Origin of the sequence: Cognatiyoonia sp. IB215182, from assembly GCF_033963905.1 — a bacterium.
Taxonomy (GTDB): Bacteria; Pseudomonadota; Alphaproteobacteria; order Rhodobacterales; family Rhodobacteraceae; genus Yoonia.
Genome location: NZ_JAXBMB010000012.1, coordinates 14793 through 41067, shown reverse-complemented (window position 1 = coordinate 41067; position 26275 = coordinate 14793). Strand labels below are relative to the sequence as shown.

The following is a 26275-nucleotide window of genomic DNA, read 5'->3' as shown; positions in this document are numbered from 1 at the left end:
GACCCGAGGAGCATCTTGGCAAAGGACAAGAACAGCGAAGACTATGTTGGCCCGATCCGCCGCTTGGCCGTCGGGCTGCTGGTGCTGGTGCTGTTTGGCATTTTCCTGTTCTGGCGGATCGACAGCCCGCGCGCCGAACGGCTAAGGGCCGAAGCGATTGACACTTTCGTCCCCTCATTCGCCTGGGCCATGGCGCCAATCAACGGCGTCATCAACCTGATCAGCGATTTCGAAAGCTACCAGCAACTCCGCGCCCAGAACCAGGACCTCCGCCGCGAATTGCAGCAGATGAAAGCCTGGAAAGAAGCTGCCCTGCAATTGGAGCAGGAAAATGCGAAACTGCTCGATCTCAACAATGTCAGCCTTGATCCGCAACTGACCTATGTGACCGGCGTGGTGATCACCGATAGCGGCTCACCCTTCCGGCAATCGGTTCTGGTGAATGTCGGCGCGCGCGACGGCATCATCGATGGCTGGCCCACGATGGACGGGATCGGGCTGGTCGGCCGGATCGCCGGTGTCGGGCAGAATACCAGCCGGGTGATGCTGCTCACCGATACGTCCAGCCGCATCCCCGTGACAATCCAACCATCTGGGCAAAACGCGATCCTCGGCGGCGACAACACCCTCAACCCCCCGCTCGAATTTCTGGAGGATACCGCGATGGTCCGTCCGGGCGACCGCGTTGTCTCATCCGGTGACGGCGGCGTCTTCCCCGCCGATCTTCTGGTCGGTCAGGTCGCACTTGGCACTGATAACAGGCTGCGGGTGCGGCTCGCGGCGGATTACCAGCGGCTGGAATTCCTGCGCGTGCTGCGGTCCCAGCCGCATGAAGAGATCCCTGACCCCACCGACCTGCTGACACCGGAGGCAGAGTTCTTTGGCCCCGCGGCCCTCACGCCCTCGGCCCTGACGACTAGCGAGGTCGGTGATGGCTGAACGCACCGATGCCCGCACCTGGACCCACCGCGCGGTCTTCCTCGTGTTGGCTTTTGTCATCATCGTCGCACAACTCGTCCCGCTCGATATGCGCCCCACGGCCTGGGCGGCGCCGGACCTGCTCTTGGTCATCACCCTCGTTTGGGTCGCGCGCAAACCGCGTTACCTGCCGGTACTCGTGATCGCATTTGTCTTCCTGGCCGCCGACTTTCTATTTCAACGCCCCCCGGGACTTTGGGCCGCGCTTGTGGTCATGCTGACCGAGACAATCCGCCGCCAGCACCGCGAGTTCCGGCAGATGCCGCTTTTCGTGGAATGGGGCACGATCACCTTTGGCATCGTTGCGATCACGGTGCTGAACCGACTGGCGCTGGCGATCACGATGGTGCCACAGGCGCCGCTGGGCCTCACGCTCATCCAGATGATCGGCACGATCCTGATCTACCCCCTTGTCGTGCTCGTCGCGCATTTCATATTCGGGGTCAGCCGTGCCGCGCCGGGTGAAGTCGGCAGCCGAGGACAAAGGATATGAAACGACCGCCCAAAGATATCCTCGAAAGCGCCCGCACGATCAGCAGACGCGCGCTTGTGATGGGGGCTGTGCAACTCGGCGTGGTGGGTGCGCTGGGCTGGCGGCTGCGGTCGATGCAGATTGAGCAGGCTGATGAATTTCGTCTGCTGGCCGAAGAGAACCGGATCAATATCCGCCTGCTGCCCCCGGCCCGCGGCCTGATCTTTGACCGCAACGGCGTTCCCATCGCCGATAATGAGCAGAATTACCGCGTCGTCATGGTCCGCGAGGATGCAGGTGATGTGGGCGAGGTGCTCGCAAAACTCACCGAGATTGTAGAAATCGACCCCGGCGATCTGACCCGCGCAATGGAAGAGATGCAGCGCCGCTCACCCTTTGTGCCCGTAACCATTGCCGACCGGCTGTCGTGGGAGGATGTGGCCCAGATCAACCTCAACACCCCCGCCCTGCCCGGCATCCAGGCGGAGGTGGGCCTTAGCCGCGTCTACCCATGGGGTGCAGACCTCGCCCATGTCGTGGGCTATGTCGGCCCCGTCAGCGATTATGACCTGAGCCGCATCGATGACCCCGACCCGCTCTTACAAATCCCGAAGTTCCAGATTGGCAAGACCGGGGCGGAAAACAAGCTGGAACAGACCCTGCGCGGCAGCGCCGGCACCCGCCGGATCGAGGTCAACGCCGCTGGCCGCATCATGCGCGAGCTTGACCGGCAAGAAGGTGATCCCGGCAAGGACATCCAGCTGACCATCGACAGCCGGTTGCAATCCTACACCCAGGCCCGGATGGATGGCGAAAGCGCGGGCGCCGTTGTCATCGATCTTGAGAATGGGGACTTACGCGCCATCGCCTCCGCCCCCGCCTTTGACCCCAATCTTTTCGTGCGCGGCATCTCGACCCGCGACTGGAACGCGCTGAACCAGGACAAATACCGCCCACTTGCCGCGAAAGCCGTGCAGGGCACTTACCCGCCCGGCTCGACCTTCAAGATGATCACGCTCTTGGCCGCGATGGAAGAGGGGCTCGTCACCCCCGATGAGACCGTCTATTGCCCCGGCCATATGGATGTCTTTAACATCCGCTTCCACTGCTGGAAACGCGGCGGGCATGGCAATGTGAACCTGCATGAAAGCCTCAAGCAAAGCTGCGACTGCTATTATTACGAGATTTCCCAGCGCGTCGGCATCGACAAGATGGCAGAGATGGCGCGCAAGCTGGGCCTTGGCGTCCGGCACGACCTGCCGCTGTCTGCGGTGGCGCAGGGCCTCGCGCCCGATAAGAAATGGAAGGCCGAGATACGCGGCGAGGATTGGCGGATCGGCGACACCGTCAACGCCTCCATCGGGCAGGGTTACGTGCTGTCATCGCCCTTGCAGCTTGCCGTGATGATGGCGCGTCTTGCCACCGGTCGCGAGGTCACGCCGCGCCTGATCAAGCTGATCGACGGTGTCGAACAGCCCAGCGGTCTGGGCGAAAGCCTCGGCCTCAACGAAAACACCCTGCGCCGCATCCGCGCCTCGATGGAGGATGTCTGCAACCACCGTCGCGGCACCGCTTATGCGTCGCGGATCGTGGATGAGGCGCATAAAATGGCGGGCAAAACCGGCACCAGCCAGGTGCGCCGCATCACGCCAGAGGAACGCGCCGCCGGTGTGACCAAGAACGAAGACCTGCCCTGGGAGCGCCGCGACCATGGCCTCTTCGTCGGCTACGCCCCTTACGACAACCCGCGCTATGCCTGTGCCGTCGTGGTCGAACATGGTGGCAGTGGCTCTCGCGCCGCTGCCCCCATCGCGCGCGATATCCTGCTGCAGGCGCAATATGGCGGCCCGCCCCCGCTTGAGGCCTATCCCGCCAGCATCCGCGATCAGATCGCCGAACAGCAGCGTCGGATCAATGCGCGCATCCCACCGGGCGCGCAGGGACGCAGCCGGGTATGAGCTATTTAGAGTACAACACCAAACACGTCCCCACGGGCTTTCGCAAAATCTGGTACCTGCATTGGCCGATCATCATGCTGCTGATCGCCATCGCCTCTGCGGGCTTCCTGATGCTTTATTCCGTCGCGGGCGGCTCCACCTCGCCCTGGGTCGAACCACAGATGACCCGCTTTGCGCTTGGCATGGTGCTGATGATGGTCGTGGCCATGGTGCCGATCTGGTTCTGGCGCAACATGGCGTTCGTGGCCTATGCTGGGTCGATCATCCTGCTCTTGGGGGTCGAGTTCTTTGGCGAGGTACGCCAAGGCGCGCAGCGCTGGATCGATCTGCGCTTCATGCTGCTGCAACCGTCGGAACTGACCAAGATCACACTCGTGATGTTCCTGGCCGCCTATTACGATTGGCTGCCGAACAAGAAAACCTCGCACCCGCTTTGGGTGGCCATACCGGTGCTCTTCATCCTGGCGCCCGTAGCATTGGTGGTGAACCAGCCGGACCTTGGCACCGCTCTGCTTCTGTTGATCGGCGGCGCGACAGTCATGTTTCTCGCAGGCGTCCACTGGGGCTATTTCGCGACCGTCATCGGCTCCGGCGTCGCCGCTGTCTTCGCCGTCTTCCAAAGCCGCGGGACGCCCTGGCAGCTTTTGCAGGATTACCAATACCGACGGATCGATACATTCCTTGACCCTGCCAATGACCCGCTCGGCGCGGGCTATCACATCACGCAGGCCAAGATCGCCTTGGGCTCCGGCGGCTGGACCGGGCGCGGCTATATGCAGGGCACGCAAAGCCGATTGAACTTTCTGCCCGAAAAGCACACCGATTTCATCTTCACGACCCTCGCCGAAGAGTTCGGCTTTGTCGGCGCCTTCGCCCTGCTGGTGATGTATCTCTTGATTGTCGTCTTCTGCATTATCTCGGCGCTGGGCAATCGGGACCGCTTTGCATCACTCCTGACCTTGGGCGTCGCGATGACGTTCTTCCTGTTCTTCGCCGTGAACATGGCCATGGTCACCGGCCTCGCGCCCGTTGTCGGTGTGCCGCTGCCACTCGTCAGCTATGGCGGTTCGGCGATGCTGGTCCTGCTTGTCGCCTTTGGTCTGGTGCAAAGCGCGCATGTCCACCGGCCCCGTTGAATTCATAGTAACAACCCGGCATCGCCGGGCAGCCCCCGACCCTCCCCACGGGAGGGGGCTATGCCCCCACCCAGGGCCGGGGGCCGCCCTCTGTTTCGCGAAAAAGGCACGATAGAGTACTCCGATGCTGAACATCCTTTTCTCTGCACAGCCTCCACGCTGGGACGAATATGAAACACCGCTCAACGCCGCCCTGACCAAAGCAGGCCTCACCACCAATCTCTCCCGCGACCACGCCCCCGACACAGTCGACTACATCGTCTTCGCCCCCAACGGCCCCGTCACCGATTTCACGCCATACACCCGCACTAAAGCGGTGATGAGCCTCTGGGCCGGGGTTGAGACCGTGGTCGATAACCCCACCCTCACCCAGCCGCTTTGCAAACTTGTCGACCCCAGCCTGACAGACGGCATGGTCGAATGGGTGACGGGGCACACGTTGCGCCACCACCTCGGCATGGATGATCACATCACAAAACAGGACGGTGTGTGGCGCAACTTCATCTATCCGCCGGTGGCCAAGCATCGGCCCGTGACAATCCTCGGCCTCGGCGCATTGGGGGCGGCCTGTGCCGAGGCATTGCACCGCCTTGGCTTTCCCGTCACCGGATGGAGCCGCAGCGCAAAGGACATCCCCAATATCCGCTGCCTCAGCGGTGATGCGGGGCTGCGTGAAGCCCTCAAGGACGCCGAAATCGTCATCTTGCTTTTGCCGCAAACACCGGCGACGGAGAATATCCTGAATACAGAGACGCTCGCCCTGCTCGCGCAGGGCGCGTTCATCATCAATCCCGGTCGCGGGCCCCTCATCGATGATGACGCGCTGGTCGCAGCGCTCGACAGCGGACAGGTCGCCCACGCGACGCTGGATGTCTTCCGCACCGAACCGCTGCCATCAGATCACCCCTTCTGGGCGCACCCCTCCGTCACCGTCACGCCCCATATCGCCTCAAGTACGCGACCCGAAACCGCCTCCGAAGTGATTGCCCAAAACATCGCGCGCGGCGAGGCGGGGCAGCCGTTTCTTCATCTGGTTGACCGGTCTCGCGGATATTGAGGAATTTGACGTACCCGAATCGGAACAAGCGCGCCACACGGTTCTGACAAAGTTTACGTACAGGATATGTACAGCTTCTGTACGGGTTCTGTACGCCGGGATCAGGCCTGACGGCTCACCGCAATTTCGGCGGTTTTTCGGGGTCCATTCCGGGCGCACCGGGCGCCTCTGGCATCACGGCCTCCGGCAGATCAAAGCGCAAACCAACCCGTGCGAGATGCGCCGCCAGTGGATCAGACGCGCGCGCGAACATCACATCCATCACGCCCGCCTCGATACCTGAAAAGGTCAACGCCTCGCTCGCGGCGGCGGCTAAGGCTTTTTCTGCGCCGTCCAAAGCGTCAATGAAAACAAGCACATGGCCTTTGCCGCCATCTTCATAGGTCGCAGCCGCCAGATAGGCAAAGCGCGCAAGCCCACCCGCAATGGCAAGCTTGCGGTCAAGGCCTGTCACAACCGCCTCTGGCACATGGGGGGCCGTGATCTCGGTGAGCCGTGCCTCGGTCTCATCAGGCGCGTTGCCCAAGGTGGCGACCAGCCAATCCACCGCCTCCGCCGGGATCAGCATCGCCGACGGCGCCACATCCAGATTCAGCGCCAACCCAATCCCCTGCCCCGCCAGCATCCGCACCAGATCCCGCCCCGGCAAACCGGCATAGGGCGCGACGCGTCCGACAAATTGCGCCAGCCGCTCCTCCCGGTCAAAGACAAGGCTAAAGCGTTGATCTTCCACTTCAAAAAGCGCGGGCTCCACCTGATCGCCGTCAGGCTCACCGTCCAAAAGCATGAAGAGTTCGGTATCGGCCAGCCGCTCATAAAACCGTAGGCGGGCGGCCTCATCCTCCGGTGCCGCTTCCATCGCGGCATGGGCAGTATCAAGGTCGGTCACGCAAGCACATCTTTCACAGTACGGCGCAGTTCGGGCAGCAAATCACTGGCAAACCACGGATTTTTCTTCAGCCACCCGGTATTGCGCCAGGACGGATGAGGCAAGGGAAAGACGCGCGGTGCATGGTCGCGCCATGCCGCCACAACCTGCGTCACGCCCGCTTGCCCGCCCAGATGCCATTTATGCGCATATCCGCCCACCAGCACGGTCAGCGGCACAGGCCCGAGTTCCGCCATGACGCGACCGTGCCAAGTGGCCTTGCAAATAGGCGGCGGCGGCAGGTCGCTGCCTTTCGCGTCATAGCCCGGAAAGCAGAACGCCATTGGTACAATTGCGATCCTTGTGCGGTCATAAAACACTTCAGAATCAATGCCCAACCACTCCCGCAACCGATCGCCTGAACGGTCCCAAAAGGGCTTGCGTGCTTCATGCACCCGCATGCCGGGGGCCTGACCAGCAATCAAGATACGCGGGGCCTTGTCAAACCAAACAACAGGTCGTGGCGCATGGCGTGTCGCAGTCTGCGCAAATCGATCCGCGCAAAGTCGGCAAGCGGCGATTTCACTTTGCAAGCGCGTATCTGTCATTCGTCTTTATGCCCCAATTTTGCGATATTGCTGATATATCGGTATGCATATGGTGTGCTGTTAAGGAAGTCGGGGTAAAGCAATCACATCTCCGCGTGAGGCAGAACAGGACGAAAATGCTGGAATTTGCAGAAGTCAGCAAATCCTTTTGGACCGGCAAGCAGCGCAAGGTGATCCTTGATCGCGTCTCTTTCCGCGTGGAATTGGGTAACTCGCTCGGCATTCTGGCCCCCAACGGGACAGGCAAGACCACACTGATCAACATGATGGCGGGGCTGGAGAAGCCTGATGAGGGCAAGATCACCCGCGGCTGCAAGATATCATTCCCGCTGGGGTTCATGGGCGGGGTCGCCGGAAAACTGAGTGCGCTGGAAAACTGCCGCTATATCGCGCGGCTCTACGGGCTTGATCCAGATTATGTCGAGGCCTTTTGCAGATGGCTTTGCGGGCTGGAAGAGTATTTTGAGATGCCCGTGGGCACTTATTCCACCGGCATGCGGGCGCGGTTTTCCTTTGCCCTTATGCTCGCGTTGGAATTTGACATCTATCTGATCGATGAGGGGATGCCTGGTGCGACGGATGTCGAGTTCAATCGTAAAGCTGGGCAAATCCTACGCGACCGGTTAGAGCGCGCGACGGTGATCATCGTGTCCCACCAGGCTGCCACGCTTGAGCGATTTGCACGCTCTGCCGCAGTGCTGCAGAATGGGCAATTGCATATGTTTGACACCTTGGAAGAGGCGAAAGTGCTGTATGACTACGAAACCCAAGGTTAAAAAGTTTCGCATTCGGCGCGGCAAGGTCACGCCCGATGCTGCAGCGCGAGAAGCGGCGCCCGAGGCGGCGACCGCGCCTTCGCAAGCTGAAATCATTGAGGCCATCAGCAAGGAAGGCTTGACGGGCCGACAATTGCGTATGGCGCGCCGGGTGGCCCAGAAAAACGGTATTGAGGCCTCATCCGATTTTGTTGCGGTGATGAAGCTGCGCGAGGCCGGGATTGATCCGTTCCAGCGCAACTCGGTTCTGGAACTGGTCAAGCCCGACGCGGCCAAGTCTCAGGTCGATCCGGGGCGCATCCAATTGCCCGAAACGACCGATCCCAAAGAGCTGATGCCTGCGCCAAGCGGGCCGAAAAAGCCGGGTAGCCACGTGTCAGAGATCCGGCGCATCCAACGCGAGATTGCGCAACGACGGCGCCGCAAGCTTGCGCTATTGTTTACCCGGCTCGCGGTCTTCATCTTTTTGCCGACCGCAATGATGGGTTGGTATTTCTATCAGGTGGCCACACCGATGTATGCCACGAATTCCGAGATCGTGATCCAGCAAGCACAATCTCAGGGTGGTGCGCCTGCCGGTCTTGGCACACTGTTTCAAGGGACGTCCATCGCCACGCAACAGGACAGCATCGCGGTGCAATCCTATCTGGCCTCGCGCGAGGCGATGCTGCGACTGGATGCCGATCACAATTTCAAAGGGCATTTCAGCAACCCTGACATAGACGAGATACAGCGCTTGCCCGAAGGTGCGACGAACGAGGATGCCTTTGCGCTTTATCAGGACCATGTGCGCATCAGCTACGATCCAAGTGAAGGGATCATCCGCATGGAAGTGATCGCGGTTGACCCTGACACCAGCCAGCGTTTTTCCGAAGCGCTCATCGGCTATGCAGAGGAACAGGTTGACCAGCTGACCGCGCGTTTGCGCGCCGATCAGATGCAGGGCGCGCTCGCCAGTTACGAAGATGCCGAAAGGCGGCGGTCAGAAGCGCTGGAGAAATGGTTGGCGATCCAGCAAGCGACACAACAGATCGACCCACGCAGCGAATCCTCGGCCCAGCGCGCGCGTATCTCAACTCTCGAGGCCGAACAGGACCGCCTTGAGGGCATTCTGCTATCACGGCTGAGCGTCGAACGTCCAAGTCAAGCCCAGGTCCAGACCTTGCGTGATCAGATTGCCAATGTGCAAATTCAGATCGCCGAGATCCGCCAGCAAATGGCCGGCAGCGATGACACGACCGTCTCGCAGGCGTCGCGCAACCTCGATCTTTTGACGGCGGAAGAGGATTACCGGTTCCAGGTGGCGATGGTCCAACAGGCCTTGACCCAGATGGAAACTGCCCGAATTGAGGCAAACCGCCAGGTCCGGTATCTCTCGCAAAGCGTGCGTCCCATCGCCCCGGATGAGGCCACCTATCCGCGTGCCTTTGAAAATACCCTTTTGTCATTTTTGATCTTTTCGGGCATCTACCTGATGATTTCCCTGACGGTATCCGTCCTTCGCGAACAAGTGAGCTCTTAATGCATATTGTCGATATCGGCCCTTTACGGGTCAGTAATGATCAACCCTTGCTGATCATCGCAGGCCCCTGCCAGTTGGAAAGCCGCGATCACGCGCTGATGATTGCTCGCGAAATGGTAGCATCATGTGCGGCCTATGGCGCGCAATTTGTCTTCAAGGGCAGCTTTGACAAGGCCAACCGCACATCGCTGAGCGGCAAACGTGGTCTTGGTATTGATGAAGGGCTGAAAGTGATGCAGGCCGTGAAGGACGATGTCGGCTGTCCGGTTCTGACGGATATCCACACGCCTGAGCAGTGCGCGACCGTGGCCGAGGTTTGCGATATTATCCAGATCCCGGCCTTCCTATGTCGCCAGACTGATCTTTTGCTCGCCGCAGGCGAGACCGGTGCCGTGATCAACGTCAAAAAGGGCCAATTTCTTGCCCCGTGGGATATGCCCAATGTTGTCGCCAAGATCGAAAGCACTGGCAACAAGCGCATTCTTGTAACCGAACGCGGTGCATCATTTGGCTATAACACGCTGGTGGCCGATATGCGATCACTGCCGACGATGGCGCGTATGGGTTATCCGGTCGTGATGGATGCGACCCATTCGGTGCAACAGCCCGGCGGCGCGGGTGGGTCATCGGGCGGGCAACGCGAATTTGCTCCTGTAATGGCGCGCGCCGCTGTGTCTTTGGGGATCGCCGCGGTGTTCATCGAAACGCATCAGGACCCGGACAATGCGCCCTCTGACGGGCCCAACATGATCCCGCTTGATCAGATGGATGGCCTTGTCAAAAGCCTGATGGCGTTTGACGCGCTGGCCAAAGCCGATCCGTTGAGGGTTTAGTATCAGGCGGACTGTCGTGCGGCTTTTCTTCCTGCTCAGCCTGTTTCTGGTCACGGCTCTTCCTGCCATGGCGCAAGAGGCAACGGGCACCATCACCACGGAAAACTCTGCCGCGCAGGATGCCGCAATTGCCAATCGGATCAGGGAAATCCTTAGCGAACTCGACAATTACGGCGATGTGACCGTCACAGTCAGTGAAGGCGTCGTGACGTTCCGCGGCACCACCCCTTCTGCACTTCAGGCCGATGCACTTGACCCCTTAGCCACCCGTGTCGAAGGTGTTGTCGCCGTACGCAACGAAGTCACCGAAACCACAGACATCGCCGAACGATTGAACCCCGCGATTGACCGATTTCGCGCCCGCTTCGATCAGTTCGTTCTGTTCCTTCCGCTCGCTCTGATTGCCGCTGCCGCCTTCGCCTTCATCGTCTTTGTCGGCCTCGCGATTGCCCGCCTGCGCCAACCATGGGAGAGGCTGGCCCCCAATACCTTTATCGCCGAGATTTATCGGCAACTGGTACGTCTTGCATTTATGGTCTTCGGCCTGGTGATTGCGCTGGATATCCTCAACGCTACCGCCTTGCTCAGCACCATTCTGGGCGCCGCAGGGATTATCGGCCTCGCACTCGGCTTTGCGGTCCGCGACACGGTAGAGAACTTTATCGCCTCGGTGATGCTGTCGTTCCGCCAACCCTTCCGCCCCAATGATACGGTGGAGATCAACGGCGATATCGGTAAGGTCATCCGCCTGACCAGCCGTGCGACGATCCTGCTGTCGTTTGATGGCAATCACATCCGCATCCCAAATGCGACAGTCTTCAAAAGCCGGATCATCAACTACACACAAAACGCCGAGCGACGGTTCATGTTCAGCGTCACAATCGAACGCGATGCCGATCTGCATGCGACGCGCACTTTGGTCGAAGAGAAGGTCCGGAACCTGCCTTTCGTGCTGGGCGAGCCCGCGGCCCAAAGCTGGATTGAGGCGCTGCATCCCGCTGGCGTCGAACTGGTCATCACAGGCTGGGTCGACCAGAACGCCACATCCATCGTCCGCGCCAAGGGAGAGGCGCTGCGCCAGGTCAAACTAGCTATCCAGAATGCAGGCGTGGTCATCCCCGACGCAACCCAGGCGATCATGCTCACCCGCGAAGCTGCCCAACCCGACGTCGCTGAAAGCACACGTGTCGAAACGGTGGATGCAAGCGACGACGCCGCACTCGAACGGATCGTGGACGCTGAACGCGATTTGGACGCGTCCGAGGACCTCTTACGCGAAGACAGCCCCAAGGAATGAGCGTTTTCTTTGCAAACGGGACTTGAACCGCAGAGACCTTCGAAGTATCTAGCGGGGCGCTGCTGGGATGTAGCCAAGTGGTAAGGCAACTGTTTTTGGTACAGTGTACCGTAGGTTCGAATCCTACCATCCCAGCCAAATACTCCCTGTTGTTGTGTCGTCCGGCATGAATCGCAACTTGTCCGGCGAGACTTGCAACTTTTGTCGGGTAAGAACGCAACTTTCACCATTTTGGTGAGTTTTGGTGCCCTCTGTTTTACAGAACTGGCTTTTTTGTTCGTTTCGAAAAACTGCCCCAGATAAGTGCGGGCTGCCGGTCGTGGATTCGGCACCCAGGGCGGGAAGCGGAAGTTCGCCGCTCTGCAGCGAGGATTTGCGGAGATCGAGAAAGCGGACCTTCGACCCCACGAACCAGGGTTGGCACTGTTTGGTACCGTTCTTTCAGGGAAGCTGTCATTCGCATCTTCTGCCCTGTGCCTCAGGAAATGAGCGCTTACCAGTTGTGTATCCATTGGCTACACTGGGCTCATCATGAAGGATTCCGGTTTTCGCATCAGGGTCGAGAGGCAGCTGCGAGAGGCATTTATTGCCGCTTGCAAAGAGCATGACATTCCAGCCGCACAGGTACTTAGGCATTTCATGCGCGAATACGTCGAACGGTACGAACGCATGAAGACCATCGGGCATTCGACGAAGCACTTAGGAACCGGCCAAACTCGAAGCCATCTAGGTAAAGAAGAATGATAAAACTTGAGCAGATAGTTTCTGGAAGCAGAATTCGCGGAATTGCTGGCAAGCAGCCGGTGGAAATTCTAGCTGCGCGCTCCTACGGCCCTGATGCACTCGAAGTCACCTACAAACTCAATGGTGCTGTCGATCAAACTGTCCTTTTCCGCTCTGCAGAATCCGAATTGGAGCTGGAAGAAGCGACGCGCCGCTTCGGCTTTGACGCCGACGGTCATCTATTGCGGCTTGCGTCCGAAGCCTTGCGAATCCGCTTGGCGCATCTCTTCGACCCGTTTCTGGCGGTTCGCTCGTCGCAGATCGACGCTCTACCGCATCAGCTTACGGCCGTGTATGAAGAGATGCTTCCTAGACAGCCGCTTCGGTTTCTACTGGCCGATGACCCCGGTGCCGGTAAGACGATTATGGCCGGATTGCTCATCAAGGAGCTGCTAATTCGCGGCGACCTGGAGCGGTGCCTGATTGTCGCGCCCGGGAGCCTCGTCGAGCAGTGGCAAGACGAGCTTCTCGACAAGTTTGGCCTCGCCTTTGATATCTTGACGCGCGGGCAGGTCGAAGCCGCTGCGTCGGGTAATTTCTTTTCTGAAAAACAGCGTGTTATCGCCCGCCTTGACATGCTCTCGCGCGCGGAAGACCTGCAAGAGCACCTAAAGGCCGCGCCGAGCTGGGACCTAATTATCTGCGACGAAGCTCATCGGATGTCCGCGAGTTTCTGGGGAGGTGAGGTCAAATACACGAAGCGGTATCAGACTGGCCAACTCCTTGGCGCGGTAGCGCGGCATTTTCTACTGATGACGGCGACCCCGCACAACGGAAAGGAAACTGATTTCCAATTATTCATGGGCCTGCTCGACTCCGACCGCTTTGAGGGCCGGTTCCGCGAGGGCGCGCACAAGGTCGATGTATCGGACATGATGCGCCGCCTCACCAAAGAAGAGTTGAAACGCTTCGACGGGACTCCGCTCTTTCCGGAGCGCTGCGCCTATACCGCATCCTACGATCTATCGGAAAAAGAGGCCGCGCTTTACGAGGCCGTCACGACATATGTGCGGGAAGAGATGAATCGCGCGGACCAGATTGGGGAAGGTGGAGAACGGCGGCGAAACAACGTGGGTTTTGCCCTTCAAATCCTCCAGCGGCGACTGGCTTCCTCACCAGCCGCTATCCACGAATCCCTAAAGCGAAGGCTTGCCCGTCTTGAAGCGCGGCTAGAAGAAGAAAGGCTGCTAAGGCGCGGAGCGAAAGCCAGCGCAGCGCTTAGCATACAGGCTGCGCTACCAAGCTGGGACGACGACGATCTGGATGAAGCACCAGAGGATGAAATTGAAGAACTGGAAGACCAGGTAATCGATCAAGCAACAGCGGCAAGAACCGTTGCCGAGCTTGAAGCGGAAATCGCTTCGCTGAAAGACTTGGAAAAACTTGCGCGCGACATTCGCCGTTCTGGAGAAGACACGAAATGGCGGGAACTTGACCGCATCCTTGACGATCCAATCGTGTACGACCCCGAAAAGGACATCCGCCGAAAGCTCGTCATCTTCACGGAGGCACGCGATACGCTGGAATATCTTGCAGCGCGAATTCGTGGCCGAACGGGCGATGAAGAAAGCGTCGTTGTGATCCATGGCGGTGTGCCGAGAGATCGCCGTCGTGCAGCCATTGCTGCATTCAATGATGATCCGAAAGTAAGGTTCCTAATTGCCAATGATGCTGCTGGTGAAGGTGTGAACCTTCAGCGCGGTGGGCACCTCATGGTGAACTACGACCTGCCTTGGAATCCAAACCGGCTGGAGCAGCGTTTTGGGCGGGTTCACCGGATCGGACAGACAGAAGTCTGTCACCTTTGGAACCTGATAGCCGGCGAAACGCGCGAGGGCCAAGTCTATGCGCGTTTGCTTGAGAAGCTTGAGACGGCCCGGGAATCCCTCGGTGGTAAAGTCTACGATGTACTCGGCGAACTTTTCGAGGCCCGCGCGCTGCGGGATATGTTCCTCGAAGCTATACGCTACGGCGAAAGTCCGGAAGTGCGCGAGAAGCTATTCACGGCCATCGACGGCGCAGTAGACCGGAAACATATTGAGGCTGTGGTTGCCAGGACCAAGCTCACCAAGGAAGGGCTGGACGCGTCGACTATCACCGCGCTTAAGGAAGAGATGGAACGCGCAGAAGCCAGACGCCTGCAACCGCGCTATATCCGATCCTTCTTTGAGGAAGCCTTTACGCTTTCAGGTGGTACGATGCGTGCCCGAGAGAAAGGCCGTTTTGAAGTCAAGCGGGTTCCAGCCATCTTGCGGGATCGCGATCGCATGATCGGCCGCGCCGACCCTGTACTCCCCCGCTATGACCGTATCTGTTTTGACAAGGCGGATATCGCCGGGAAAAGGCAGGCTGTTCTCGTTGCCCCTGGACATCCGCTTCTCGATTCCACCGTTGATCTCACCCTTGAGCGATACAGGACGCTTCTCAGTCAAGGTGCGGTGCTGGTCGATGACAACAACCGAAGCGAAGAGCCACGGCTTTTGGCCTACCTCGAACATGGCATCCGAGACGGTCGAGTCGGGACCAGCGGACGCCCTCGCCTAATTTCGCAACGGCTGCAGTTCGTGTTTCTTGATCAGCATGGCAAGGCAGTTGATGGCGGCGCTGCCCCCTATCTCGATTGCCGACCGGCTTCAGACGAAGAGCTTAAACAGGTGAAGCCTCTGTTTGCTGAGGACTGGCTTGCAGGAGAAGTCGAAGACCGGGTGCGATCCTACGCGATTTCAGAGCTGGTGCCAAAGCACCTTGAGGAAGTAAGATCGCGTCGCCTTGAAGAAATTGAGAAGGTTGAAGACGCGGTTAAAGAACGACTCCGCCGCGAAATTCTGCACTGGCAGCACCGCGCTTTGGAGTTGGAGCGTGCGGAGCAAGCGGGACAGCAACAGCGTTTGAACTCCCAAAACGCCCTGCGACATGTTGAAACCCTAACCGACCGACTGGACAAGCGGCTGGCTGAACTCACCAAGGAGCGGCAGATTGGTCCCTTGCCGCCAGAAATTCAGGGCGCAGCGCTAGTCGTTCCGTCGCGCTGGTTTGCCGGGCTCGGTGGTAAAGAAGAGAAGCCGAACGGTCTGGCCGAAGGTCGAGAAATCATCGAAAAGCTCGCCATGGATGCCGTCATAAAGGCCGAAAAAGCGCTCGGTCGCGAGCCGCAGGACGTGTCTTTGGAGAACCGGGGCTACGATATTGAGAGCCGCGACCCCAAAACCGGCAACCTCACCTTCATTGAGGTCAAGGGCCGGATCGAAAGCGCTGATGTTATCACCATCACGCGCAACGAGATGCTCACGGCCTTCAATGCGGCGGATTCCGAGCTTCCATACGTTCTGGCAGTTGTGCAGGTGGCGGAGGGCTCTGCCCGTGAACCCGTCTACGTTCAGGACCCAACATCCGTTTTTGGTTCCGAACCTGGTTTTACCGAGGTCTCCAGAAATCTCAGCCTGAGCAAAATTCTGGCTGCTGGGGGTACGCCTTGCTAGCAGCCAAACCTGAATATTTCGAAGATATTCAACGCCGATCAAAGGAGCGATGGGACCAACTTGAGAGCGACCCTGAGCTTGCAGGACCGTGGCATCAGCTTTTCAAGCAGGTGCAAAGTCCACGTCATATCCTTTCCGAGCTTTTGCAAAATGCGGACGATGCTGGCGCGAGCGAAGCTTCGGTTCGCGTCGAGGATGGAGTCTTCGAGTTCGAACACAACGGCGAGGATTTTTCACGGGAACATTTCGCTTCGCTTTGCCGGTTTGGCTATTCCAACAAGCGTGCTCTTCACACCATTGGATTTCGTGGGATCGGCTTCAAAAGCACGTTCAGTCTGGGAGACCGTGTCGAGCTCTTTTCTCCGTCTCTTGCGGTTGCTTTCGACAGAAAGCGGTTCACCGAGCCGCTTTGGGCAGCCGGCGCGCATTCGAGCGATACTAAGACCCGCATCCGGGTGGAGATTAGCGACGCAAACCGCCAGCGCGAGCTCGAAAAGAACCTTGGTGAGTGGCTTAAGAGCCCTCTATCGCTGCTGTTTTTCAGAAACATCCGTGAGCTCAAGATCGGCGATAGCTCGGTGAAGTGGAGCGATCTTGGTCCGGGTCCGGTCCCGCGCAGCAAGTGGATGACGTTAGGCGACGATCTTTCCGATAATTTCCTCGTCGTAAAGTCAAAAGAGGAAGCCTTTCCGGCGGACGCGCTGGACGAGATTCGCCAAGAGCGATTGCTTGCGGACGACGAGGTCACAGACTTCCCACCTTGCACCGTAGACATCGTGCTTGGTGCGAAAGGTCGCCTTTACGTCGTCCTCCCGACAATGGTCGAGACTGAGCTACCTTACGCCTGTAATGCGCCATTTATACAGGACCCGGCGCGTCTGAAAATCAAAGACCCGGAGACGTCGCCGACCAATCGATGGCTGCTGAAACGAACTGGCGAGTTGGCTGCGAACGCCATGTTGAGTTGGCTTGAAGACACCAAGCTTTCGACGAAAGACAGGGCGGATGCCTATGGCCTGTTACCCGATGTAGACCGCGAAGATAACTCGTTGGATGGGGTCTGCGGAACAATCGCTGAAGAAAGCTTTGAGACCGAGATAGAAGGCCGCAATGTCCTCCTGACATCTAGTGGCGATGTGAACAATCAGGACGCCTGCATCGCCCTACCTGATGCGCTGTTTGATGTTTGGCCTGCAGACCAGGCAGCGTCTCTATTCGATAGAGAAGGTAGAGAACCGCTTTGCGAGTATGTGAGTGACGACGACCGGCAAAAGCTCGTGCGGTGGGATTTGCTCCCTGAACTCGGCAAGAACTCTGTCCTCAGTGTCCTAAAGCGCTCGCATCTGCCACGCCCTCCCAGCTGGGGGCGACTCTTGAAATTGTGGGCGTTCGTTGCCCCTGATCTGACGGGATACTGGAACCGAAGCTCGGCTGATGAAGTCCGAATAATGCCGGTGCAAGGCAAGGACGTACTTTACGCCGGACGTGAAATTGCGCGGCTTGGTGAGAAGAAGCTCCTCCAATCTGATGAGGATTGGGGTTTTCTGTCGAGACACCTTGTCGTCCTAAACCAAAACTGGACAAGGTTTTTGGCTGAGCAACGGCGCGATGCGGAAAACGCGAACGACCGCGAGCTTCAGGACGACGTGTTAGCAGCCTTCGAATTGCTCAAAGCTGCTGGGCAAGAAGATACCAGCGATGCTAGCAAAATCTTGAATCGGGTTGCTGCCGAGTTCTTCTTGGAAGATGACCTTGATCTGAATGAATGCGTTCGTCTTGCGCAAATTGCCGCGCGGCTTGGCGCAAGAGTTGACGACCACTTCCTCTTTTCCACGCGAGACACGGTACTTCGCCGGGCGTCTGGGGCGGTCCTGTATGATGAGCGCGGCTATCTTGAAGACTTACTGCCCAGAAGTTCTCTTGACACTCGAATCCTTCACGACGACTACGTCGCTGACTTCATCTCGTGCAGTGCCGAAGAATGGAAACGCTGGGTTTCGTCCGGCAATTCAAGGCTTCACACATTCCCGCCTTTGGTTCAAAAGCGGCAAAGCATCTATGGCAGGAGCAAGATCGAGCGCGAGGTCCGGAAACGTGGCTGTGACGAAGCGCTGTCTTACAACTACGTCACGCACCAGTTTGTTCTGGATGACTGGGACTTCGATAAGGCGCTCTGGAACCACTGGGAAAAGAGGGCCGAGAGTGACGGATCGTTCTGGAAGCTGATTGCCGAGTGCATTCTAGCTGAGCGTGAAAGCTACTGGGCGCGAGCGAAGTCTGCCAGAGCTGCCCAGGTAGCAACCACGGGCAACACGCGCGCCGTCGTAAGCGAAGCGCTGCTGCCAATATGGGTGCTCAAGCTGCGCGAACTTCCCTGTCTGCCGGACACACATGGCGATGCGCGGCATCCGCGTGATCTGCTACGGCGAACGCCCGAAACCGAGTCCTTGTTGGATGTGGAGTCCTTTGTCCATAAGCTTCTAGACCGCGAGACAACACAGCCATTGCTCGACCTGCTTGGAGTGCGTAGCGAGCCAACCGGCCCATTCGGACTTCTTGATCGCGTTCGGGCTCTGTCGAAAGCTGAACAGCCGCCGGTGCATGAGTTAGAGAAGTGGTATCGGCGTCTGGATCAGATGATCGGATTCTGTTCGACAACTGATTTCGCGAAGATCAAAGAGGCCTTCGCCTCAGAAAAACTCGTCCTCACCGCAAACTCGAATTGGGCGACGTCCAACGGTGTCTTTCTGTCAGCAGATGAGGAAGACGTTCCTGGCGCCCCGACCGTCCATCCTTCCGTTGACGACTTAACGCTTTGGCGCAAAGTCGAAGTCGCCGAAAGACCAACCGCCGATCTGGCTATTCAATGGCTTACCGGCCTGCCCTCGAGTAAGGCGCTTTCGCAAGATGATGCGCGCCGTGTAAGAGCTCTGCTGGTTCGCTACCCTGGTCGTATCTGGGATGAATGCGGCCACTGGATCAATCTCGCTGGAGAATGGTCCCCGGTCGACGGCTTTGAATTTGCGCTGACCATGCAATCGCTGGTGCCGTGGCAGCACTTGGACGAGTGGGTGAAGCAATCCACCGCCAACTTGCGTAGCCTGTCTGGCGAAACTCTAGCATCAGAGCCGTTCGCAAGCCTGCCGTCTCTGGCAAGCCGTGTAGAAGATCGCTTCTACGGAGATGTAGAGACGGAAGGCAGACCTCAAAAGAAAGACTGGTTTTCAGCCATTGCCGCGGAGTTGCGGCGCGTCAAGTTCGATACGATGGACGAGACTCAGCGTGTGCGAGGCCTTGCCGCGCGCCTATTTAGGACTGTCTGGGTGGAAACTCCGCAGCTTGAGATCGTGCCCTATATCGACGGCACGCCTGCTGGAACGCCCCGCCGCGCTGAGGTCATCTGGCTAGACGAGACTTTACATGTCGAAGACGTACCGGTTGCACGGCTGGCAAAACTCGTCCCGGAGGAAGTAGGACGCATCTTCAACCGAAGCGATGTGAAGGCGGCGTTCGACTATGGGTTCGAGCGGTCTATCGATCAGGTCCGTGCATACATGGGAGAGAACTTCACGCTTGAAGATGTGGAATTGACTGAAGGTGATGCTTTCGATCACCAGCCTGACCATGACGTGCAGACTTCCGACACCCGCGATAAGTCGAAGGAAGAGCTGCCAGACTCAGCGCCCGACACGCCCGAAAGCGAAGAAATCACCGAGTACGATGGCGAGCACGCTCAAGAGCCGGAACACGAAGGCAAAACCAACGACATTGACGTATCCGAAGCCGAGCCGACCGACGATGCGCCTCATGATGCGCACGAACGCGGACGGCGGACACAACGCCCGGTAAAGGCTTCAATTCTTGAGCGGTTCGCCAAAGCCCAAGGTTTTCGGAGGGAAAGCGATGAGCGCTTCTTCCGCGATGACGGCAGCTGGTTAGGTCGTACCAACGGCTCTCGCTTTCCCTGGGAACGCTACGGAGCGTCGGGAGAATTCGAGCGGTATTACTGGCCCAAGGATCACTGTCTTGAAAGTGACGCTCTCCAATTGGAAGCCGATCTCTGGCTTCTCATCGACCAACAGCCCGAAACCTATGCGCTGATCCTAGCAGACACAGTGGGCGCGCCGATTGAGATCACTGGAACTCAGCTTCGAGCCATGCGAGATAATGGTGAGGTAAAGCTCTATCCCGCAACATATAGAATCGTCTACGAGCATGAGTGAACACATAAGAAGAAAAAAACTTATTGAAGTCGCTCTGCCGCTGGAACAAATCAACCCTGAGGCAGTTCGGCAGAAAAAGAAAGCTCCCAAGGGATACCCCACATCACTTCATAAATGGTGGGCGCAACGCCCGCTGGCGACGTGCCGAGCTGTGATTTTCTCGCAGTTGGTCGATGATCCTTCTGCTTGGCCCGATCGATTTCCATCCGAAGCTGATCAACGGACGGAGCGGGAACGGTTACACCGACTAATTGCCGCCTTGGTTCCTTGGAGTGCATCTAACAATGAGCACATATTGAACGCTGCGCGATGGGAGATCGCACGTTCAGTGGCATGGGGACATGGAGAGCAGCCGCCTCCCAAGTCGAAACCCAACGAAATACTCGACTATCTGCAAAAGAAAGCGCCGCCAGTTTATGACCCCTTCTCGGGCGGCGGATCAATCCCTATGGAAGCTCAACGTCTAGGTTTGAAGGCGTATGGCTCGGACCTGAATCCAGTGGCCACGCTTATCTCCAAAGCACTTATTGAGATACCTCCCAGGTTTTCAGGATCACCGCCTGTGAATCCGAACTCCGACGAACTGCGCAAATGGAAAGGTTCCGCGGGATTGGCCGACGATGTCCGGTACTACGGGCAATGGATGCGAGAAGAAGCAGAACGAAGAGTTGGGAATATGTACCCACCCGCTTCTTTGCTCGAAGGAAATGAAGCTAAGGTTGTTGCCTGGATATGGGCACGAACCGTCGCATCGCCGGACCCGATGGTACAGGGCGCGCATGTTCCATTGGTTTCATCCTTTGTGCTCTCCGCTAAGAAGAATTCAAACGCTTGGGCGGAAGTCGTGCGCGACCCCACTGCGACGGATGGCTGGCGCTTTGAAGTGAAGGCCGGCTCCTTGTCCAAGGATGAATACACTAGATTGCAGAAAGGAACAAAAACTGGGCGAGGTTCGAATTTCGTCTGTGTCCTGACGGGCGCGCCGATTTCTGCCAACTACGTAAAAGCTGAGGCCGAAAGAGGTGGTTTGGCTACGAGGATGATGGCGGTCGTCGCAGAAGGAGAACGAAACCGTTTGTATCTTTCTCCCACAGCAGAACACGAGGCTGCTGCTGAAATAGACGCACCTGAAGCCGCTGAATTCTCAGTGAATTTACCTGACAACCCGCGTTGGTTTTCACCGCCAGACTATGGTATGCCGACCTACCGCGACCTTTTTACCAAACGCCAGATGACTGCATTACTTGCTTTTTCTGATTTGGTTGGAGCTGCGCGTGACCGTGCCTTTGTCGATGCGTCGATTGCCGATCTTCCCGATGATGATCTATCGCTTGCCGAGGGCGGCAAAGGAGCGAAAGCGTACGCCGATGCTGTGGCAACCTATTTGGCATTCGTAGTCGATCGAATGGCCATGTACGGGTCTACCCAAGCGACCTGGCTCCCAAAAGATAACGCCATCAGGTCCGCATATAATCGCCAAGCTATTCCAATGACTTGGGATTTCGCAGAGGCCAACGTCTTCACCAAGTCGAGCGGTGCCGCAGATACTTGCATAGGGGTGGTCGCTGCTTGTCTAGATGCAATGAATTCGGTCGGTTTTGGCAGCGTCCTGAATGCAAATGCCGCCAATGGAATTGGCCTAAACGAAGTGGCGCCAGTTATTTCTACTGATCCTCCGTATTATGACAACGTGGGTTATTCAGATCTATCGGATTATTTTTACTTATGGCTTCGACGTTCATTGCGTGGGGTGTGGCCGGGTCTTTTCCGGCGCCTTACTGCACCTAAAGGCGAGGAGCTTGTTGCAACACCTTATAGACACGGCGGGCAGAGCAACGCGGAAGCTTTTTTTCTAGATGGCATGCGACACGCGCTGCAAAACATAGTGAGCATCGCTAATGAAGAGAACCCTGTGTCGATCTACTACGCCTTCAAACAATCTGAGGTCGCGGACGAAGGCCTCACTTCGCCGGGTTGGGCGACGTTCCTACAAGCGGTTTTTGATGCGGGTTTAGTAATTGTTGGTACCTGGCCTGTTCGCTCGGAAGGTGAAGTTCGAATGAACTCTAATTCGGCAAACGCCTTAGCTTCTTCGATCGTACTTGTCTGCCGAAAGCGCGCTGAGAATGCAGTTACCGCAACTCGTCGTGAGTTTATGACAAGATTGAAATTGGAACTGCCAGAAGCTCTTAAGCGGATCCGAGAGGCAGGAGTTGGGCCAGTCGATATGGCGCAGTCGTCTCTGGGGCCAGGAATTGGTATCTTTACAAGCTATTCAAATGTGCTCGAACCAAACGACTCGGAAATGACGGTTCGAACCGCAATTGCGCTTGTTAACGAGGTTCGCGAAGAAATCCTGGGGGAGGAAGACGCGCATTACGATGCTGAAACGAGATTCTGCATCGATTGGTTCCAAGCATTTGGCATGGAAAAACACGGTTCCGGAGATGCTATCAACATGGCTAACGCCTACAACCTGGGGTTGTCGGACCTTGAGCAAGCAGGTGTATTTCACGCCCAAAGCGGAACAGCCCAACTTGTAAGGCGCTCGGAGATGCCGACCGACTGGAGGCCAAGTAGTGACAAGACCCTTACGCATTGGGAATGCACGCAGCACTTGATCCGTATTCTAGAGTCCGAAGAAGGCAGCACCGCCGACGCGGCGAGCCTTATTGCGGAAATGAGCCCAGAAGATGCAGATGCAGCCCGCGCGCTTGCGTATCGCTTATATGATGTCTGTGAAAAGAAAGGATGGGCTCAAGAAGCGAAGGCATACAATTTGTTGGCGGAAGAGTTCCCTCACTTGGAACAAGCGGCGCTTGAAGTTGAATTGAACGTCGGACCGGCCCAAGGCTCGCTCGATCTACAGGAGACGCGGCAATGAGCGAAGCGTTCGGATCAAAGCAGCGTGTGGATGGTGCCTTGGAAGCACTGCGCGTCGGCCTTAAGCCTTACGTCGCGCAGCAGATGGAAGCTCGCCATGGTAAGCACTGGCGGCAGTATGCAAGCCGTGCCGCTGGTGGCAAACCGGGCGGCGAGCTAGATAGCTACGGTCTATTGAAGACCATTTTGGACAACTACGGCGAGGTCTTCCGGCACGATGCAGCTCTGAGGCGAGCGCGTAGTTACGTCTCACTTGCGCTCGATGCCCGCAATGCGACCTCGCATTTCGATGGCTTGATGCAGGACCGGGAGGCCTTGCGCTATCTCGATGCTATTCGCGAACTTTTGTCGGCAGTCGGCGCAAAACCCCAAGTCAAGATTGTGGGTGGGCTGTATGAAGAACAGAAAGCATCCAATCCAAAAGCCGCACAGCAGCCAACAGAAGAAGAGCGCAAGCTTGATGAACCCCCCGCGCCGGATAGGCTCCGGCCGTGGCGTGACGTCGCTCAACCGCATCCAGATGTTCTAGAGGCGCGTTTCACCGATGCCGAATTCGCAGCCAATCTTGCTCTCGTAGACCAAGGAAGAGGAACAGAAGAGTACGTCGATCCCCTAGCTTTCTACAGGATCACTTACCTGACGGTTGGTTTAAGCCGTGTACTTCGCGGAGCAATTGAACGGTTCGCTGGCAAGGGCGGCGATCCCGTCGTCGGGCTCCAGACCAATTTCGGAGGTGGTAAGACGCATACCATGCTCGCGCTGCACCATCTGGCTGGAGCGGTTGATGCGGGCTACAGGCCCGAAACGTTGCACGGTATGGCAAGCATCTTCGAAGCCGCCGGAACGAATACACTGCCGAAGATCAATCGCGCTGTCTTTGTCGGCACGCACAAGGGCCCGAGCGAGGTCATGCATGCTAGCGATGGCCGCGAAGTTCGCACAGTGTGGGGCTATATCGCCTACCGTCTCGGTGGGTGGAAAGCCGTTGATCTGATCGCTGAGTCGGAAAAGCAGCGTACCAACCCTGGCTCCGAGAAACTTGTGCAAATTCTTGAACAAGCCTCTCCGTGTCTAATCCTACTTGACGAGGTCGTAGCCTTCGCCAAGCAAATGCGCGGCGAAGAGTACGAGGCCTTCCATGCCTTCATTCAATCGTTGACTGAGGCCGCCGCCGCAGTTCCGGGCACAATGGTAGTCGGCTCGTTGCCAGAGTCGCGGATGGAAGTTGGAGATCAGCGCGGTGTTGATGCCCTGCAGAGGTTGGAAAAACTCTTTGGACGAGTGCAATCTGCTTGGGCACCTGCCAGCGGGATGGAAACATTTGAGATTGTCCGCCGCCGCCTATTCCAGCCTCTCGATGAAGATGGGGAAAAAGCGCGCGATGCAACGATCCACGCTTTTGGCAAGCTGTACCGCGACAACGCGTCAGACTTTCCACCTGAAGTAAAGGAACCCGCCTACCGCGAAGAGATGCGTCGTTCATACCCGATCCATCCAGAAGTTCTGAAACGCTTCTCAGAGGATTGGTCTACGCTCGACAAATTCCAGCGCACGAGGGGTATCCTCAAGATCATGGCAAATGCGATCTATGCTCTTTGGCGTGGGCAGAGCAACGCCCCATTGATAACACTCGCGCTATTGCCACTCTCTGAGGAAAAAGTTCGTACGGCTATCACCGAACCTCTTGACCGCGCCTACGGTCCAATAATGCAGGCAGAGGTAGATGGAGAGCTTGCACTCCCAGCCAAGATGGAAGCATCCCGCAAACGTTTTGGAGATGTCATCGCAGCAACGAGGGCAGCGCGCGCCGTATTCCTTGCGACTGCACCGCATGGCGGATCGGCACGCGGCGGGCTTACTGGACCTGCCTTGAGGCTGGCGTGTGCACAGCCAGGCGATCAGATCTCGATCTTCGGCGATGCGCTACGCGAGCTATCTGAGCGCTCGGCTTATCTGTACCGCGAAGGCGACCGCTATTGGTTCTCCACGCACCCAACGTTGAACCGGATTGCAGATGAACGTGCTAACGACGTGTCTATAGATGCGGCGGATGCAGAGATCATAGCAATTCTTCGAAGGGAACAGAGCCACAAAGGCGGCTTTCATCGCGTCCATGCTGCACCTGACAGCATCATCGATGTAGACGATGCACGAGCGATTGCGCTGGTCATCATATCGCCAACTCACCCGCACACTCTGAAAAGCCCGAGCCAGACATCCGCACAAGAAACTACTGTTGATGCACTGCAAAGGCGCGGCACTGGCCAGAGACGTTATCGGAATGCCCTCGTATTTGTTGCTCCTGACGAAAACGCGCTTGATACTTGCCGCGAAATTGCACGCAAGCACCTCGCGTGGAAGTCGATTGTCGAAGACAAGGACATGGCAGACACGCTTACCCGCGCGCAATTCGATGACGCCACGTCCCGAATGACCCAGGCAGCGGAAGGCCTTGCACACAGGGTACGAAGTACGTGGTCGCACGTTCTATATCCTGTGGCCACAGTCGGCGGGAATGGCGCAGGTCCGGCGACCGGCTTTGAGATCGAGCATATCTCCGTCGCAAATCGCGCACCCGGAAAACCCATTGCGCAAGTGGTCTATGACAAACTGCGTGCAAACACGGTGATCGTGGACGAACTCGGTCCCGACACCCTAATGGCAGAGCTGCGAAAGGTCTGGGAAGAGTCGAAGTCGCATGTGGAGGTGTCCACGCTACTCGATTGGTTCGCATCTTACGTGTATCTTCCGCGGCTTCGAGATGAAGCCACGCTTACTTTGGCGATTGGGAAGCTTATTGAGAGAATGGACTTGCCCGTAGGCTATGCCGCCAGCTTTGACGAGGTTAGAAACACCTACGAGGGCGCATCATCTGTTGGTACTTTACTCGGGAATGAAATCACGGGCGGGCTATTGGTTTGGCGTGATCGGCTTCCAAATGGAAACACCCAGACTTCAAGCGATAATGCACCGGATGTTTCGAGTAAGCCCAAGGACACTACCTCGCCCGATGCCCCTTCAACTTCGGTCAAGACGGGACCGAGGCGCTTTTTCGGATCGATTGAACTCGACCCTGACAAGGCTGGTCTACAGGTCGCAAAGATTGCCGAGGAAATCTTGTTCGAGTTGACACGAGGAAAGTTGTCCGAATTGCGGCTAACGCTGGAAGTCGAAGCTTCCGATCCAGCTGGATACAAGGATGATGTCGTCGATGTCGTACGGTCGAATATTCGCGACCTGAAGCTGGAACCAGGAAAGATAGGGTTCGAAGAGGAATAATCGTGGCTGCGGCCATTGTTGTAGAGCCTGTTGCAAACCGCGCTTGAAAGCCAAAGAGAGATGTTATAAATCGGAGACTTAGTCGCTTATGAAGAAATTGATTATTAGATGGTCGATTTAGTC

At 57.5% G+C, this 26275-nt stretch carries 15 protein-coding genes and 1 tRNA gene; 14 read left to right on the top strand and 2 right to left on the bottom strand.

The genetic code is table 11. The features are described 5' to 3' along the window. The first annotated feature begins 15 nt into the window (after window positions 1-15). The 5 genes from mreC to SLH47_RS21160 all read left to right on the top strand — a co-directional run bounded on the left by mreC (window position 16) and on the right by SLH47_RS21160 (window position 5601). Window positions 16-939 (top strand): rod shape-determining protein MreC, encoded by a 924-nt coding sequence (gene mreC / locus SLH47_RS21180; protein WP_320242421.1) that lies wholly within the window; start codon window positions 16-18, stop codon window positions 937-939. Continuing rightward, entirely contained in the window at window positions 932-1471 is a 540-nt protein-coding gene (locus tag SLH47_RS21175; protein WP_320242420.1) for a rod shape-determining protein MreD, read from the top strand. The genes mreC and SLH47_RS21175 overlap by 8 nt, the downstream gene beginning before the upstream one ends. Beyond that, window positions 1468-3408, top strand: a complete 1941-nt coding sequence (gene mrdA / locus SLH47_RS21170; RefSeq protein WP_320242419.1) for a penicillin-binding protein 2 — start codon at window positions 1468-1470, stop codon at window positions 3406-3408. Before SLH47_RS21175 ends, mrdA begins: the two co-directional genes overlap by 4 nt. Then, window positions 3405-4544 (top strand): rod shape-determining protein RodA, encoded by a 1140-nt coding sequence (rodA, locus tag SLH47_RS21165; protein WP_320242418.1) that lies wholly within the window; start codon window positions 3405-3407, stop codon window positions 4542-4544. Before mrdA ends, rodA begins: the two co-directional genes overlap by 4 nt. A gap of 124 nt (window positions 4545-4668) precedes the next feature. Further along, the gene (locus SLH47_RS21160; RefSeq protein WP_320242417.1) at window positions 4669-5601 is read left to right on the top strand and encodes a glyoxylate/hydroxypyruvate reductase A; all 933 of its coding nucleotides are present in this window, start codon (window positions 4669-4671) and stop codon (window positions 5599-5601) included. Between the two features lie 115 nt (window positions 5602-5716). On the opposite strand, the gene SLH47_RS21155 is transcribed toward SLH47_RS21160, so the two are convergent. Beyond that, entirely contained in the window at window positions 5717-6490 is a 774-nt protein-coding gene (locus SLH47_RS21155; protein ID WP_320242416.1) for an SseB family protein, read from the bottom strand. Beyond that, window positions 6487-7077: a uracil-DNA glycosylase family protein gene (locus tag SLH47_RS21150; RefSeq protein WP_320242415.1), complete on the bottom strand. Its 591-nt coding sequence runs from the start codon at window positions 7075-7077 to the stop codon at window positions 6487-6489. Before SLH47_RS21150 ends, SLH47_RS21155 begins: the two co-directional genes overlap by 4 nt. Window positions 7078-7193: 116 nt before the next feature. On the opposite strand from SLH47_RS21150, the gene SLH47_RS21145 reads away from it, so the two are divergent. From SLH47_RS21145 to SLH47_RS21105, 9 genes are all read left to right on the top strand, one after another. After that, on the top strand, window positions 7194-7853 hold the full coding sequence (locus SLH47_RS21145) for an ABC transporter ATP-binding protein (RefSeq protein ID WP_320242414.1): 660 nt from the start codon (window positions 7194-7196) through the stop codon (window positions 7851-7853). Next, the gene (locus tag SLH47_RS21140; protein WP_320242413.1) at window positions 7831-9375 is read left to right on the top strand and encodes a capsule biosynthesis protein; all 1545 of its coding nucleotides are present in this window, start codon (window positions 7831-7833) and stop codon (window positions 9373-9375) included. Before SLH47_RS21145 ends, SLH47_RS21140 begins: the two co-directional genes overlap by 23 nt. Then, window positions 9375-10208, top strand: coding sequence for a 3-deoxy-8-phosphooctulonate synthase (gene kdsA, locus SLH47_RS21135; RefSeq protein ID WP_320242412.1), 834 nt, complete (start codon window positions 9375-9377; stop codon window positions 10206-10208). The genes SLH47_RS21140 and kdsA overlap by 1 nt, the downstream gene beginning before the upstream one ends. A 16-nt stretch (window positions 10209-10224) precedes the next feature. Continuing rightward, the gene (locus SLH47_RS21130) at window positions 10225-11505 is read left to right on the top strand and encodes a mechanosensitive ion channel domain-containing protein (RefSeq protein WP_320242411.1); all 1281 of its coding nucleotides are present in this window, start codon (window positions 10225-10227) and stop codon (window positions 11503-11505) included. Window positions 11506-11568: 63 nt separating this feature from the next. Continuing rightward, window positions 11569-11643: transfer RNA gene (locus tag SLH47_RS21125), tRNA-Gln, on the top strand. Window positions 11644-12245: 602 nt separating this feature from the next. Then, on the top strand, window positions 12246-15767 hold the full coding sequence (locus SLH47_RS21120) for a helicase-related protein (RefSeq protein ID WP_320242410.1): 3522 nt from the start codon (window positions 12246-12248) through the stop codon (window positions 15765-15767). Then, on the top strand, window positions 15761-19990 hold the full coding sequence (locus SLH47_RS21115) for a sacsin N-terminal ATP-binding-like domain-containing protein (protein ID WP_320242409.1): 4230 nt from the start codon (window positions 15761-15763) through the stop codon (window positions 19988-19990). Before SLH47_RS21120 ends, SLH47_RS21115 begins: the two co-directional genes overlap by 7 nt. After that, a complete protein-coding gene (locus tag SLH47_RS21110; protein WP_320242408.1) occupies window positions 19983-22874 on the top strand; it encodes a DUF1156 domain-containing protein in 2892 nt (963 codons plus the stop codon). Before SLH47_RS21115 ends, SLH47_RS21110 begins: the two co-directional genes overlap by 8 nt. Further along, window positions 22871-26152, top strand: a complete 3282-nt coding sequence (locus SLH47_RS21105) for a DUF499 domain-containing protein (protein WP_320242407.1) — start codon at window positions 22871-22873, stop codon at window positions 26150-26152. The genes SLH47_RS21110 and SLH47_RS21105 overlap by 4 nt, the downstream gene beginning before the upstream one ends. Window positions 26153-26275 lie beyond the last annotated feature (123 nt).

Excerpts from the sequence above, each read along its gene's own strand:
- SLH47_RS21105 (WP_320242407.1), top strand. The coding sequence starts at position 22,871 with ATGAGCGAAGCGTTCGGATCAAAGCAGCGTGTGGATGGTGCCTTGGAA.
- rodA (WP_320242418.1), top strand. The coding sequence starts at position 3,405 with ATGAGCTATTTAGAGTACAACACCAAACACGTCCCCACGGGCTTTCGC.
- SLH47_RS21140 (WP_320242413.1), top strand. The coding sequence starts at position 7,831 with ATGACTACGAAACCCAAGGTTAAAAAGTTTCGCATTCGGCGCGGCAAG.
- mrdA (WP_320242419.1), top strand. The coding sequence starts at position 1,468 with ATGAAACGACCGCCCAAAGATATCCTCGAAAGCGCCCGCACGATCAGC.
- SLH47_RS21120 (WP_320242410.1), top strand. The coding sequence starts at position 12,246 with ATGATAAAACTTGAGCAGATAGTTTCTGGAAGCAGAATTCGCGGAATT.
- SLH47_RS21110 (WP_320242408.1), top strand. The coding sequence starts at position 19,983 with ATGAGTGAACACATAAGAAGAAAAAAACTTATTGAAGTCGCTCTGCCG.
- SLH47_RS21175 (WP_320242420.1), top strand. The coding sequence starts at position 932 with ATGGCTGAACGCACCGATGCCCGCACCTGGACCCACCGCGCGGTCTTC.
- SLH47_RS21150 (WP_320242415.1), bottom strand. The coding sequence starts at position 7,077 with ATGACAGATACGCGCTTGCAAAGTGAAATCGCCGCTTGCCGACTTTGC.
- kdsA (WP_320242412.1), top strand. The coding sequence starts at position 9,375 with ATGCATATTGTCGATATCGGCCCTTTACGGGTCAGTAATGATCAACCC.
- SLH47_RS21145 (WP_320242414.1), top strand. The coding sequence starts at position 7,194 with ATGCTGGAATTTGCAGAAGTCAGCAAATCCTTTTGGACCGGCAAGCAG.
- SLH47_RS21160 (WP_320242417.1), top strand. The coding sequence starts at position 4,669 with ATGCTGAACATCCTTTTCTCTGCACAGCCTCCACGCTGGGACGAATAT.